This window comes from Frigoribacterium salinisoli (assembly GCF_054781095.1).
In genome coordinates, this window is record NZ_BAAGVB010000001.1 from 940,892 (window position 1) to 954,895 (window position 14,004).

At 73.5% G+C, this 14,004-nt stretch carries 11 protein-coding genes; 2 read left to right on the forward strand and 9 right to left on the reverse strand.

Annotated elements, in window-relative coordinates; translation table 11 throughout:
• Nucleotides 1–2 precede the first annotated feature (2 nt).
• Nucleotides 3–1,112 carry a molecular chaperone DnaJ gene (dnaJ, locus tag ACYVHQ_RS04385; RefSeq protein ID WP_460510912.1) on the reverse strand — a complete coding sequence of 370 codons (1,110 nt, stop codon included), beginning with the start codon at nucleotides 1,110–1,112 and terminating at the stop codon, nucleotides 3–5.
• Between the two features lie 52 nt (nucleotides 1,113–1,164).
• Nucleotides 1,165–2,187, reverse strand: coding sequence for a heat-inducible transcriptional repressor HrcA (gene hrcA / locus ACYVHQ_RS04390; protein ID WP_460510913.1), 1,023 nt, complete (start codon nucleotides 2,185–2,187; stop codon nucleotides 1,165–1,167).
• Between the two features lie 131 nt (nucleotides 2,188–2,318).
• Between hrcA and ACYVHQ_RS04395 the strand changes: the two genes are divergently transcribed.
• Nucleotides 2,319–2,837: a DUF4870 domain-containing protein gene (locus ACYVHQ_RS04395; RefSeq protein ID WP_460510914.1), complete on the forward strand. Its 519-nt coding sequence runs from the start codon at nucleotides 2,319–2,321 to the stop codon at nucleotides 2,835–2,837.
• Nucleotides 2,838–2,945: 108 nt separating this feature from the next.
• Here ACYVHQ_RS04395 and hemW read toward each other — a convergent pair whose 3' ends face one another.
• From hemW to ACYVHQ_RS04420, 5 genes are all read right to left on the reverse strand, one after another.
• The gene (gene hemW / locus ACYVHQ_RS04400) at nucleotides 2,946–4,172 is read right to left on the reverse strand and encodes a radical SAM family heme chaperone HemW (protein WP_460510915.1); all 1,227 of its coding nucleotides are present in this window, start codon (nucleotides 4,170–4,172) and stop codon (nucleotides 2,946–2,948) included.
• Nucleotides 4,172–4,882: a DUF1990 family protein gene (locus tag ACYVHQ_RS04405; protein ID WP_460510916.1), complete on the reverse strand. Its 711-nt coding sequence runs from the start codon at nucleotides 4,880–4,882 to the stop codon at nucleotides 4,172–4,174. Before ACYVHQ_RS04405 ends, hemW begins: the two co-directional genes overlap by 1 nt.
• Nucleotides 4,883–4,884: 2 nt before the next feature.
• Complete coding sequence (lepA, locus tag ACYVHQ_RS04410; protein WP_460510917.1) at nucleotides 4,885–6,738, reverse strand: translation elongation factor 4; 1,854 nt, start codon at nucleotides 6,736–6,738, stop codon at nucleotides 4,885–4,887.
• Between the two features lie 116 nt (nucleotides 6,739–6,854).
• Nucleotides 6,855–7,169 carry a hypothetical protein gene (locus tag ACYVHQ_RS04415; protein ID WP_460510919.1) on the reverse strand — a complete coding sequence of 105 codons (315 nt, stop codon included), beginning with the start codon at nucleotides 7,167–7,169 and terminating at the stop codon, nucleotides 6,855–6,857.
• A 52-nt stretch (nucleotides 7,170–7,221) separates the two neighbouring features.
• Complete coding sequence (locus ACYVHQ_RS04420; RefSeq protein ID WP_460510921.1) at nucleotides 7,222–8,376, reverse strand: pyridoxal phosphate-dependent aminotransferase; 1,155 nt, start codon at nucleotides 8,374–8,376, stop codon at nucleotides 7,222–7,224.
• Nucleotides 8,377–8,572: 196 nt separating this feature from the next.
• On the opposite strand from ACYVHQ_RS04420, the gene rpsT reads away from it, so the two are divergent.
• A complete protein-coding gene (gene rpsT, locus ACYVHQ_RS04425; protein ID WP_460510923.1) occupies nucleotides 8,573–8,833 on the forward strand; it encodes a 30S ribosomal protein S20 in 261 nt (86 codons plus the stop codon).
• A 585-nt stretch (nucleotides 8,834–9,418) separates the two neighbouring features.
• Here rpsT and holA read toward each other — a convergent pair.
• Both holA and ACYVHQ_RS04435 read right to left on the reverse strand, forming a co-directional pair.
• The gene (holA, locus tag ACYVHQ_RS04430; RefSeq protein ID WP_460510925.1) at nucleotides 9,419–10,444 is read right to left on the reverse strand and encodes a DNA polymerase III subunit delta; all 1,026 of its coding nucleotides are present in this window, start codon (nucleotides 10,442–10,444) and stop codon (nucleotides 9,419–9,421) included.
• A gap of 68 nt (nucleotides 10,445–10,512) precedes the next feature.
• Complete coding sequence (locus ACYVHQ_RS04435) at nucleotides 10,513–13,542, reverse strand: ComEC/Rec2 family competence protein (RefSeq protein WP_460510926.1); 3,030 nt, start codon at nucleotides 13,540–13,542, stop codon at nucleotides 10,513–10,515.
• Nucleotides 13,543–14,004: the final 462 nt, after the last annotated feature.

Consider the following 14,004-nt stretch of genomic DNA (forward strand, 5'->3'; position numbering starts at 1 on the left):
GGTCAGAAGTTGAGGAACCGGTCGCGCAGCTTGCCGAAGAGGCCCTGCTGGAAGTGCGACAGCTCGGGCTCCTTGCCCTTGCGGCCCGCGGCGAACTTCTCGATCAGCTCGCGCTCCTTGTGGCTGAGCTTGGTCGGGGTGACGACCTGGACGCCGATCTTGAGGTCGCCGCGGCCCTGACCGCGCAGCTTGGTGACGCCGCGCTCGCGCACGGTCAGCACGTCGGCGCTCTGGGTGCCGGGCTTGATCTCGAGCTCGACCTCGCCGTCGAGCCCCTGCAGGGTCGTCGTCGTGCCGAGGATCGCGTCGGACATCTGCACCTCGAGCGTCGCGAGCAGGTCGTCGCCGTTGCGGCTGTAGGTGTCGTGGTGCGCGACCTTGACCTCGAGGTAGAGGTCGCCGTTCGGCCCGCCGGCCTGGCCGACCTCGCCCTGGCCCGGCAGCTGCAGCCGGAGGCCCGTGTCGACGCCCGCGGGGATGTCGATGGGGATCGTGCGGCGCGCGCGGACGCGGCCCTGGCCCTGGCAGGTGGGGCAGGGCTGCGGGATGACGGTGCCGTAGCCGCGGCAGGTGCCGCAGGGGCTCGAGGTCATGACGTTGCCGAGGAGCGAGCGGACGGTGCGCTGGATCTGGCCGGAGCCGTGGCAGATGTCGCAGGTCTGCGGCGAGGTGCCGGGGGCCGCGCACGAGCCGTTGCAGGTCTCGCAGAGCACCGCGGTGTCGACCTCGATGTCGCGCTGCGTGCCGAACACGATCTCGTCGAGCTCGACCTCGAGGCGCAGCAGGGCGTCCTGGCCGCGCTCGCGACGCGACCGCGGACCCTGGCGCTGCCCGCCGCCCCCGCCGCCGAAGAAGGCGTCGAAGATGTCGCCGAAGCCCGCCGCTCCCCCGCCGCCGCCGAAGCCGGGCTGCGGACCGAGGTCGTACTGCTGGCGCTGCTGGGGGTCGCTGAGCACGTCGTAGGCGTGCGTGACGTCCTTGAAGCGCTCGGAGGCGTCGGGGCTCGGGTTCACGTCGGGGTGGAGCTCGCGGGCGAGCTTGCGGTACGCCTTCTTGATCTCCTCCGGCGTCGCCGAACGGTCGACTCCGAGCACGTCGTAATGATCTGCCACTGGTTCGTCTGCCTCGTGTTGGGGGTGGTGTGGTGGAGCCGGTCGACCGCGGTCAGCGGTCGCCCAGCAGGCTGGTCAGGTAGCGGGCGACGGCGCGCACCGCGGCCATGTTGGTCGAGTAGTCCATGCGCAGCGGGCCCAGCACGCCGAGGCGCGCGACCTCGCTGCCTGAGGACGTGTAGCCGCTGGCGAGCACGCTCGTCTGCGCGAGCCCGAAGGAGGCGTTCTCGCGGCCGATGCTCGCCGCCACCTCGACCGCGTCGAGCTGCATCTCGCCGAAGAGGCGGAGCAGGGCGACCTGCTCCTCGATGGCCTCCAGGACGGGGAAGAGGCTGCCGCTGAAGTCGTCCTCGGTGCGCACCAGGTTGGCGGCACCCGCCATGACGAGGCGGTCCTGTCGCCCGGCGGCGAGCTGCTCGACGAGGCTCGCGACGAGCCTGCCGACGAGCTGCGCCTCGCGCGGCGGCCACCGGTCGGGCAGCGTCGCGAGCTCACGTGCCGCCTCCGTCAGCGGACGACCCGAAGCGGCCTCGTTGACGGCCGTGCGCACCTCGTGCAGGAAGGCCTCGTCGACGGGGGTGCCCGCCTCGACGACGCGCTGCTCGACCTGGCCGCTGTCGGCGATCAGGACGGTCATGACGCGCGTGTCGCCCAGGCGCACGAGCTCGACGTGGCGCACGCGGGCCCGCGAGAACGACGGGTACTGCACCAGCGCGACCTGGTTGGTGAGCTGCGACAGCAGGCGCACGGTGCGCGAGAGCACCTCGTCGAGGTCGGTGCTGTCGCCGAGGAACGTCTCGATGGCCTGGCGCTGGGCCGCCGAGAGCGGCCGCCGGTCGGCGAGCTGGTCGACGAACAGCCGGTAGCCCTTGTCGGTGGGCACGCGGCCCGACGACGTGTGCGGGGCGGCGATCAGCTCTTCTTCTTCGAGCAGCGCCATGTCGTTGCGGATCGTCGCCGCCGAGACGCCGAACTGGTGGCGCTCCACGATCGACTTCGACCCCACGGGCTCGCGCGACGCGACGTAGTCGTGCACGATGACGCGGAGGACCTCGAGGCCGCGTTCTGAGACCACGGCGCACCTCCTTCTCGTCCTCGCCGGTGGACGCCCCGCCCTTGGCACTCGCGGGGTCCGACTGCCAATGGTACGACACCTCCGTCGTGCGGCCTACTCGGCTCGGAGGTGTCGGCCCTATGCTCGGGGCCATGAGCGACCTCCCTCCGCAGCAGCCCCACGACCCCGCCGGCCGGCCCGGTGAGCCCGGCCCGGGCCAGCAGGGCCCGCAGCAGTACGGCCAGCAGCAGGGCCAGTACGGCCAGCAGCAGTACGGCCAGCAGCCGTACGGCCAGCAGCAGTACGGCCAGCCCGCCGGCGGCTACCAGCAGCCGGCCCAGCCGATGCGCCCCGAGGACGAGAAGCTCTGGGCCACCCTGATCCACCTCGGCGGGATCCTCTTCTACGCGATCCCCGCGCTCGTCGGCTACCTCGTCCTCAAGGACCGCGGCCCTTTCATCCGCGAGCACACCCGCCAGGCGCTGAACTTCCAGCTGACGCTGCTCATCGCGTACGTCGTCGGAGGCATCCTCTCCACGATCTTCATCGGGTTCATCGTGCTGTTCGCGGCCGGCATCGTCGCGATCGTCTTCTCGATCATCGCGGCCATCGCGGCCAACAAGGGCCAGTGGTACCGCTACCCGCTGACCATCGAGTTCATCCGCCAGTAGCCGGGCACCGGCACGACGCGAGGCGCGCTCCCGACGGGGGCGCGCCTCCTGTGCGTCCGGCCCGGCCCAGGAGGCGCGGTCGACGTGCAGGAGGCCCGCTCCGGTCCGTCAGGACGGCAGCAGTCGAGCGACCACGCCGTCGGCCATGAGCCGCCCGGTCCGGGTGAGCACGACGCGGCCGCCGAGCGCGGCGCGCCCCTCGACCCAGCCGTCGGCGATGAGCCCGGCGACCGCGGCGCGACCGTCGGCGTCGAGGTCGGCCGTGGGCAGGCCGTCGCGCGTGCGGACGGCGAGCAGCACCCGTTCGATCCGTCGCGTCTCGTCGTCGAGGGTCTCGCGCCCCGCGCCGGGCGACTCCCCGGCGGCCATGCGCTGCGCGTAGGCGGCCGGGTGCTTGACGTTCCACCAGCGGACGCCCCCGACGTGGCTGTGCGCGCCCGGCCCCACGCCCCACCAGTCGTGCCCCTGCCAGTAGGCGAGGTTGTGGCGCGAGCGGTGCTCGACGCCCCGCGACCAGTTGCTCACCTCGTACCAGTCGTAGCCGGCGCCGGCGAGGCGCTCGTCGGCGAGCTCGTACATGTCGGCGGCGAGGTCGTCGTCGGGCTGCGCGACCTCGCCACGGCGGATCTGCCGTGCGAGCTTCGTGCCGTCCTCCACGATGAGCGCGTAGGCCGACAGGTGGTCGGGCTGCTGCTCGATCGCGACGTCGAGGCTGCGGCGCCAGTCGTCGAGGGACTCCCCCGGCGTCGAGTAGATGAGGTCGAGGCTGACGTCGAGGCCCGCTGCGCGCGCCCACCGGACCACGTGCGGCACGCGCTCGGGGTCGTGCGTGCGCTCGAGCGTGGCGAGCACGTGCGGCAGGGCGCTCTGCACGCCGAAGCTCACGCGCGTGAAGCCGGCGGCGGCGAGGTCGGCGAGGTAGCGCTCGTCGACGCTGTCGGGGTTCGCCTCGGTCGTGACCTCGGCCCCCGGTTCGACGCCCCACGTGTCGACGACGCTGCGCAGCATCTCGGCGAGGTCGGTGCTGGGCAGCATGGTCGGGGTGCCCCCGCCGAAGAACACGGTCGACGCCCGACGCTCGGGCAGGCCCGCGTCGCGGAGGACCTCGCCGGCGAGCCGGACCTCTTGCACGGCCTGGCCGGCGTAGTCGTCGCGGCGCGCACCGCGGAGCTCGTCGCCCGTGTACGTGTTGAAGTCGCAGTACCCGCAGCGCACCCGGCAGAACGGCACGTGCAGGTAGACGCCGAAGCGGCGGGCGTCGACGCCGTCGACGACGGAGGCGGGGAGCCGACCGTCGGCGGGAGCCGGATCGGCGAGGGGGAGGGCGCTGGGCATCAGTCGAGGGGCAGGGCGCCCTCGCCCTTCGCCTCGATCTGCTGCGGGCCGTCGCCGGGCTCGGCGACGAGCAGCGCAGCCAGGTAGCGCTTCGTGTAGACCGCCTGCTGACGGCGGAGCGCCGGCGCGACGAGGCGCCACCGCCACGAGCTGGGCCTCGAGAAGACCCGGATGGTCAGCCACACCGAGCCGTCGTCGGTCTGGTCCACGACCCAGGACTCCTCGCCGCTCTCGGGGTGGCCCTCGAGGGTGCCGTAGCCGAAGCCCTTGCGGCGGGGCTCGTCCACGACGTAGACGACCCGCACGGGGGCCTCGACGGTGCGGCCGTAGGCGTCGATCGAGAGCGTCGCGGTCGTGCCCGCGGTGAGGAACGGCGTGCCGTCGGGCGCGTAGTGCGACTCGCCGCCGTCGGCCGACCAGTCGGCGGCCTGGACGGGCGCGCCGTCGTCGTCGAAGACGACGGGCGTGTAGCCCTGCTCCTCCACGGGCGGCACCGAGTCGACGCGCACGCGGATGCCGCTGCGCTCCTGGATCTTCCAGGTCATGGTCGCCGCGACCGCGGCCTGGAACCGCGCGTCGCCGTGGCCCACGCGCGTCCGGTACTCGGCGGCCACGAAGCCCTTCGGCGGGTACCTCAGCAGGTCGGGCGCCTGCGTGGCGCCCACCTCGCCGTAGGTCGTCGTCGTCTCGGTGTGCGTGGCACGGCGCACGGCTACTTGCCGCCCTTCTTCTCCGTGTCGCCGCTCAGGGCGGCGATGAAGGCCTCCTGCGGCACGTCGACCCGGCCGATGGTCTTCATGCGCTTCTTGCCCTCCTTCTGCTTCTCGAGCAGCTTGCGCTTGCGGGTGATGTCGCCGCCGTAGCACTTCGCGAGGACGTCCTTGCGGATCGCGCGGATGCTCTCGCGCGCGATGATGCGGGCTCCGATCGCGGCCTGGATCGGCACCTCGAACTGCTGGCGCGGGATGAGCTCCCGCAGCCGACCCGTCATGAGCACGCCGTAGGCGTAGGCCTTGTCACGGTGCACGATGGCGCTGAACGCGTCGACCTGCTCGCCCTGCAGGAGGATGTCCACCTTGACGAGGTCGGCCTCCTGGTCGCCCATGGGCTCGTAGTCGAGCGACGCGTAGCCCGCCGTGCGCGACTTGAGGTTGTCGAAGAAGTCGAAGACGATCTCGCCGAGCGGCATGGCGTAGCGGATCTCGACCCGGTCCTCGCCCAGGTACTCCATGCCCTGCAGGGTGCCCCGGCGCTGCTGGCAGAGCTCCATGATGACGCCGACGTAGTCCTTCGGCGCGAGGATCGCGGCGCGCACCATGGGCTCGGTGACGCTCGCGATCTTGGCCCCGGTGGGGAACTCGCTCGGGTTCGTGACGGTGACGGTCTTCTTGTCCTCCGTCGTGACCTGGTAGATGACGCTCGGCGCCGTCGTGATGAGGTCGAGGCCGAACTCGCGCTGCAGGCGCTCGGTGATGATCTCGAGGTGCAGCAGGCCGAGGAACCCGCAGCGGAAGCCGAAGCCGAGGGCCACCGACGTCTCGGGCTCGTAGACGAGGGCCGCGTCGGACAGCTTGAGCTTGTCGAGCGCCTCGCGGAGGTCGGGGTAGTCGCTGCCGTCGATCGGGTAGAGGCCCGAGAACACCATGGGCAGCGGCTCGGTGTACCCGGGCAGCGCCTCGGTCGCGGGGCGCTGGGCCGTGGTGACGGTGTCACCGACCTTCGACTGGCGGACGTCCTTCACGCCGGTGATGAGGTACCCGACCTCGCCGACCGAGAGCCCCTGGCTCGCGACGGGCTCGGGCGACGAGACGCCGATCTCGAGGATCTCGTGCGTCGACCGGGTCGACATCATCTGGATCTTCTCGCGCGGCCCCAGCGAGCCGTCGATCATGCGCACGTAGGTGACGACGCCGCGGTAGCTGTCGTAGACCGAGTCGAAGATCATGGCGCGCGGCGGGGCGTCCTTGACGCCGACCGGCGCGGGGATGCGGTCGACGACCCGGTCGAGCAGCTCCTCGACGCCCATGCCGGTCTTGCCGCTCACGCGGAGGACGTCGTCCGGGTCGCCGCCGATGAGGCCCGCGAGCTCGGCCGCGTACTTCTCGGGGTCGGCGGCCGGCAGGTCGATCTTGTTGAGCACCGGGATGATCTCGAGGTCGTTCTCGAGGGCCAGGTAGAGGTTGGCGAGCGTCTGCGCCTCGATGCCCTGGGCCGCGTCGACGAGCAGGATCGCGCCCTCGCACGCGGCGAGGGACCGGCTGACCTCGTAGCTGAAGTCGACGTGGCCGGGCGTGTCGATCATGTTGAGGGCGAACGTCTCGCCGCCGCGCTCCCACGGCATGCGCACGGCCTGGCTCTTGATCGTGATGCCGCGCTCGCGCTCGATGTCCATGCGGTCGAGGTACTGCGCGCGCATCGCGCGGGACTCGACGACGCCGGTGATGCCGAGCATGCGGTCGGCGAGGGTCGACTTGCCGTGGTCGATGTGCGCGATGATGCAGAAGTTGCGGATGGACTCGGGCGCGGTCGACGCCGGCTCGAGCGCACGGGAGGCTTGGGGGCTCACACGGTCCTCTGGGGGTGGGCGGCGATGGTCCCGTCGATTCTCCCATGCTCCCGGACGTCGGAGGGCCGGACCTCCCGCGGACCGGTCCGGCCCCCGGCCTGCAGGGCGGCCGGCGGTCAGGAGAGGGCGCGCCCCAGGCCGAGGAACGCCATCCCGACCCCGACGAGCAGCACGCCGCCGACGGCGATGCCCAGCATGATCGCGTTGAGGAGCAGGCCGATGATCCAGGTGCTGCGCGACTCCGGCTCACGGGTGCGGGCCATCAGCGCGAGCACCAGGCCGGCGATGGGGACGAGGAACAGCGAACCCGTGACGATCGAGGCCAGGCCGAGGACGAGGCTCGAGAGGCTCAACGGCGACGAGGTACCCGACGAGGCGGGGGCGGAGGACGAGTCGGTCAGGGTCGGGGTGGGGGCGGTGGTCGTGGTCATGCCTCCAGTCTGCGGACGCCGACCGACCTGCCCCAGGGGGCTGACCCCCCGATCAGGCCGGGGGCCGGGGGCCGTCGGGCAGGGCGGCCAGGCCCCGACGGAGGGCCTCCTGCGAGGAGGCGAGGCTGACGCGGATCCAGCCCTCGCCCGAGCGGCCGAAGGCGCTGCCCGGTGCCACCGCGACCCGCTGCTCGAGCAGGAGGCGCTCGGCCCAGTCCGCCACGTCGCCCCCGGTGACGTGCTCCACGTCGATCCACAGGTAGAAGGCACCGGCCGGGTCGAGGTAGCGCAGGCCCTTCGCGTCGAGCAGGCCGCGGCACAGCTCGAGGTTCGTGCGGTAGTGGTCGCGCGCGTCGGCGACCGACTGGTGGTCGCCCGTCACGGCGGCCAGCGCCGCGTGCTGGTCGGGCTCGGCGACGCAGCTGATCATCGCCTCCTGCACCGTGCGCATCGTCTCCGCCATGCCCCGGGGAGTCACGAGGTAGCCGACCCGGACCCCGGTCATCGCGTAGGTCTTGCTCAACGAGAAGGCGCTGAAGACGCGGTCGTCCTCGTCGAGGGACGCGAGGCTCACGTGCGGCTGCCCGTAGGTGAAGTACTCGTAGACCTCGTCGCTGATCACCCAGAGGTCGTGCCGGCGGGCGAAGGTGAGCACCCGGCGCAGGACCTCCTCGGGCCAGACGACGCCGAGCGGGTTCGAGGGCGAGTTGACGACCATCGCCCGCGTGCGCGGCGTGACCAGCCCCTCGAGCTCGTCGTCGTCGGGCAGGAACCCCCGCCCGGGCGTCAGGGAGTACGGCACCGGCTGCGCGTCGAGCATGCGGGCGCTCATCGTGAAGGTCGTGTAGCCGGGGTCGGGCACGAGCACCTCGTCGCCCGCGGCGAGCAGCAGGGTCATCGCCTGGTGCAGCGCCTGCGTCGCCCCGACCGTGACCCAGACCTGCTCGACGTCGACGTGGAGGTCGTTCTCGCGGGCCAGCTTCGCCACGAGGGCCTCGCGCAGGGGCGCGATGCCGCCGTTGGGCGCGTAGCCCGTGCGGTCCTCGCTCCAGGCCCGGCGGGCGGCGTCGCCGATGTGCCGCGCGACGGGCACGTCGGGCTCGCCGATGGCGAGCATCGTCACGTCGTCGAGCTTCGCGGCGATCTCGAAGACGCGCCGGATGCCCGACACGGGCACGGAGGGGATGTGCGGTGCGAGCTGCGGCATGGCCCGACGGTACTACGCTGGTCGAGGCACCCCGCGACACGCCACCGCCAGCACCGTTGTATGCCAGGGCCCGCCCTGGTAACGTTGCCTGCTGGCTTGCGCGTCAGATCCCCTCTCGGTCGCGACGCGAGGAATCCGTCCGTATGCCGCCCCGATCGCCTCGATCGGAGGCGCAGAACCAAGAAGGTAGTCCCCCGTGGCAAACATCAAGTCGCAGATCAAGCGCATCGGCACCAACAAGAAGGCCCAGGAGCGCAACAAGGCCGTCAAGAGCGAGCTCAAGACCGCCATCCGCGCGACCCGCACCGCCGTCACCGCCGGCGACAAGGAGAAGGCCACCAAGGCCCTCGTCCTCGCCAGCAAGAAGCTCGACAAGGCCGCCAGCAAGGGCGTCATCCACAAGAACCAGGCTGCGAACCGCAAGTCCTCCATCAGCAAGCTGGTCGGCTCCCTCTGAGCCAGCACCGCTGCTGACCGAAGCCCCGAGCTCCTCGAGCTCGGGGCTTCGTCGTGCGCGGGGGTCCGTCGTGCCCGGGGCTCCGTCGTGCCCGGGGCTCCGTCGTGCCCGGGGCTCCGTCGTGCCCGGGGCTCCGTCGTGCCCGGGGCTCCGTCCTGCCCGGGGCTCCGTCCTGCCCGGGGCTCCGTCCTGCCCGGGGCTCCGTCCTGCCCGGGGCTTCGTCGTGCCCGGGGCTTCGTCGTGCCCGGGGGCGGGCGGCCGGGCGGGTTCCCCGATCGGGCCGGACCTCAGCCCCCCGACGGTGTCCACGAACTGCTGGTCCCGGCGCCGTTCTGCTGCCGTTCGTGGACACCCTCCTGCGGAGGGTGTCCACGAACCGTCGGTGCAGGCACGTCCCGATCGCCCGGTCGTGGACACCCTCGCGGGAGACGGTCCCCACCGAGGGTGACCGCGAACGGTGGGTGTCCGCGAACGGTGGGTGTCTGCGAACGGTGGGTGTCCGCGACTCCGGACCCCCCGGTCGTGGACACCCTCGCGAGGCCGCGGTGGACGCCCGAGCCGAGGGGACCCTCGCTCGGTCAGCCGCTAGAGGCGGCCGCGGGTGGCGACGCTCGTGACCATGCGCTCGAGCGCGTAGACAGGGTCGCGCTCGGCGCCCTTCACGGCCGCGTCGGTCTCGGCGAGCATCTCGATGCACCGGCCGAGACCGTCGTCGGTCCAGCCGCGCAGGTCGCGCTGGGCGCGCTCGACCTGCCAGGGCGCGAGGCCGAGGCGCGAGGCGAGCTGACCGGAGCCGCCGTGCTCGCCCGAGACCTTGGCCATGGTGCGGATCTTGCTCGCGAAGGCCGCCACGACCGGGACGGGATCGGCCCCCGAGTGCAGGGCGTGGCGCAGGAGCACGAGCGCGTCGCCCTGCTGCCCGGCGATCGCCATGTCGGCGACCTTGAACGCGTTGGTCTCGATGCGGCCCGAGTAGTACTTCTCGACGGTCGTCTCGGTGATCTCGGCGGCCGCGTCCGCGAGCAGCTGCTGGCAGGCGCTGGCGAGCTCGGCGAGGTCGTCGGAGAAGGCCTGCACCAGGGCGCGGAGGGCGCCGGGGCTGATGCGACGGCGCTCGGCCGCGAACTCGGCGGCGGCGAAGTCGAGCTTGTCGCTGTCGCGCTTGAGCTCGGCGCAGACGACCTCGATGCCGGCACCCGATCCGCCCCGGATGGCGTCGAGGAGCTTCTTGCCGCGCACTCCCCCGCCGTGGCGGAGCACGAGGACGGTGTCGTCGGCCGGCGACTCGACGTAGCGCAGGGCCTCGGTGAGGAACGCGTCGCTGCACTTCTCGACAGCCGTCGCGCGGATGAGGCGCGGCTCGCCGAAGAGCGACGGGCTGGCCAGGGTGACGAGCTCGCCCGGTTGGTAGTGGTCCGCCTCGAGGTCGTGCACCTCGAGCGCGGGGTCCTCGGCGGCGAGCTGGTCGCGGAGCTGACGGATCGCGCGCTCGGCGAGGAACTGCTCGGGCCCGGTGACGAGCACGACGGAGGCGGGCCGGATGCGGTCCCAGCCGACCTGGTCGATGGCGACGGCGGTCTTCTTCGCCTTGCTCGGCGTCCTGGCGGCCACGGTCCTCCTCGGGGCCCCGTCCGTTCTGGGCCGACCTCCAGACTACCGAGGGCCGCCGACGGGGGCGGTCAGGGCGATGCCGCACCGGAGCTGCGGAGGAGCACCACGAGGAACGTGCCGACCACGGCCAGGCCCGCGCCGAGCACGAAGAGCAGGAGGCCCGCCGTCACGCCCAGGACGGTCCGCGACCGCACCACGGCGACGCCCAGTGCGACGGCGAGCAGTGCGCCGATCCACACGACGACGGCGACGACCACGCACCCTCCCCTCGAGCGCGAGCACGCGCGGTGGGCCGCTCGCGGCGAGCCCGCTCTGGCCGGGAGAACCGGCGACGACTCCCCACCAGCATGGCCCCGTGCCCTCCCCGGAGGCCGACGCGCGGTCGCCTTCCCCTCGACGCCGTGCGTGGTGCATCCTGTCCCTGTGACCACGACCGGGGGCCCCCGGCCTGCCGCGCCCGTCGATCCGCACGCACTGGTCGAACGGCCGTCGTCGACCCGCCCCGTCTCTCGCACGGTCACGGACGCCGTCCTCTTCGTCGTGGCCTTGGCCGTCGCGTGGTCCCTGACGGAAGCGCTGGACCTGTCCCTCTGGCAGTCGATGCTCGTCGGCGGGATCCTGGTGGGCGGCGGGCAGCTGGTGCTCGCCCTCGTCCGCGCTCGTCGCGCGCGGGGCAGACGCGGCTGATCCGGCTGCTCCGCGAGGCGCGCCGCCGTCCCGTCGGGCGCGGTGGCCCGCCCGTGGACCTGCCCGCTCGACCGCCGCTCCCGCCAGAGCCGGAGCCCGTCGGGGCCGGGGACGACGACGGCCGTGCCGTCCTGGTCGGTCCGGGTGACGGTCGCACCGACCTCCGCGAGCGTCTCGAGCGCGCTCGGCGTCGGGTGCCCGTAGGTGTTGTCGGCACCGACGCCGATGAGCGCCACCCGCGGAGAGACGGCCCGCACGAGCTCGGCGCTGGTGTCGGCCGAGCCGTGGTGGGCGACCTTGAGGACGTCCACCGGGCCTCCTGCGCTGTCGGCCGTCGCGGCGAGGAGGCGGCGCTGCGCGGTCTCGCCGAGGTCACCGAGGTCGAGCAGCGAGAGACAGCCCGAGGAGCACCCGGGCAGCGGGCCCCAGCGCGTCGTCACGCTGGCGTCGTTGCCGGAGCGAGTGCCGTCGGGCGGCCAGAGCACCTGCCAGCCGAGCTCGCCGAGGGTCCCGGCGTCGCCGGGGTGCGCCTCGGCCACGCGGACCCCCGCCGCCGTGAGTCGGCCGACGACGGCTCGGTCGCTGGCCGTGTCCTGGGGGCCGACCAGCGCGGCGTCGACGCGGTCCACGACGGCGGCGACGGCCCCGACGTGGTCGCGGTCGAAGTGCGTGAGCACGAGCAGGTCGACCCCGTCGACGCCCAGCAGGTCGAGGCAGCGCCGCAGGGCGGGCTCGTCGTCGCCGACGTCGACGAGCGCGACCGCCCCGGCCGAGCGCACGAGGACGGCGTCACCCTGCCCCACGTCGCACTGGGCGACGGCCCAGTCGCCCGGCACCGACAGACGCGACCCTGCCCTGCGCCCCACGGCGGTGCCACCGACGACCACGACCGCGACGACGAGGACCGCGGCGACGACGACGCGGGCCCTCCCTCGCGTGAGCACGAGGGCAGCGACGAGGCCGCACGCGACGGCCGCCCCGGCCACCGTGGCGGCACCGGGCGACAGGGACGCGCTCGCGGCCGGCCAGGAGGCCGTGGTCCGGGCGACCGCGCCGATCCAGCTGGCGGGCAGCCACGCGGCGCCCGCGACGACGCCCGCCGCGTCGGGGGCCCAGGGCGCGAGCACCAGCGCCACCAGGCCGAGGCCCGTGGCGAGGGGCGCCGCGGGGGCCGCCAGCAGGTTCGCCGTCACGCCGTGCACGGGCACGACCGGTTCGAGCACGAGCAGCACCGGCTGGCAGGCCAGCTGGGCCGCCGCGGGGATCGCGAGGACGAGCGCCAACGGCTCGGGCAGCACGCGCGACATCAGGCCCGCGAGCGGCCCCGACAGCACCACGAGACCGCCCGTCGCGAGCACGCTCAACGCGAAGCCGACGTCGCGCGCCCACCACGGGTCGACGAGCAGGAGGCCCGTCACCGCGAGGGCGAGCACCGGCAGCCCGCCGAGCGGCCGCCCCGCCGCCGCGTGCACGAGCACGACGACCGCCATGACCGTGGCGCGCACGATGCTCGCCTCCGCCGTGACGACGAGCAGGAACGCCCCGAGCACGCCGATCGCCACCACGACCCGCACGGCGCGCGGCCACCGCAGCAGCCCGCCGACGACGGTCACGGCGGCGACGAGGACGGCGCAGTTCGAGCCGCTCACGGCCGTGAGGTGCGTGAGCGAGGCCGTCTTCATCGCGGTGTCGAGGTCGTCGTCGACCGCGCTCGTGTCACCCACGACGAGGCCGGGCAGCAGTGCTCCCCCGTCCCCCGGCAGGTCGGCCGCGACCGCCCGGAACGCCGACCGCGGGCCCTCGAGCCACGACCACGGCCCCCGCGCCTCGCCGACCACGACCGGCGTCGAGCGACCCGCCGCGAGGAACGCGACCGAGCCGCCCTCCTCGGGCCCGTCGCCCCCCAGGCCGTCGAGCAACGCCGCCCGCAGGCGCACGCGCTCCCCCGGGACCACCCGCTCGCCCAGGCGCGGCGACAGCACGCGGACCGACACCGGCCGACCGCTCCAGACCTCGGCGCCAGAGGTCACCCGGTCCACGCCGAGCCTCAGCGACCTCGCCCCCTCGCCGGCCGTCCCGGAGACGACCCCCTCGACGACGACCACGTGACCGCGCAGGGCGACCAGCGCCTCCGGCCGGTGCCCCTCCAGACGCGCCGCCGCCGACCCCGTCACCACCGCTGCCGCCCCGGCCAGCAGGGCGACGAACGCGAGCACCGACGCCGCCGTCGCACCCGGGGCACGCCTGCCGACGAGCACGCCCACGGCCAGGGCGATGACGCACGCGACGCCGGTCGCGACCGCCACCGGCAGGAGGACCGCCGGCGCGGGCAGGACGACCACCAACGTCGCCCACGCGGCCCCGGCAGCGGCCGTCGAACGGATGTCGACCTGCCTCGGGCGGTCGCTCACGGTGCCCCCAGGACGAGCTCGACCACCCGACGCCCCTGGCTCGCGAGGACCGCGCCCGAGGATCTCGGCGCGGGCAGTCCACGCCGGCGGAACGGACAGTCGATGGTCATCACCGAACGACCTTCTCGCCTCGTGACGCGGTGGTACGAGGAACCCACAGACGCCACCTCTGCGGCGCGCACGGTCGCACATGGGGAGGAGAGCTGGGAGCGCTGACGCGTCGCCCGAGGTGCGGGCACGACTCGTCGCTCGACTCCACACGGACCATGTCTCGTCGAGTGGCGCTCGGGCGCAGACCGGCTCATCGGGGCTTCTCGCCGCGGCCTGCCGCGTGGGACTCGCTCACCTCCGGCGGGCCAGCAGCTGATCATGCGAGGGGTCCTCGGAGACCGACTTGTCTGGATCCGGCCCCTGTGCCAACGTGGGGGCCTGGGCCGTGCTAGCCGCTCGGCCGGCGAGTCA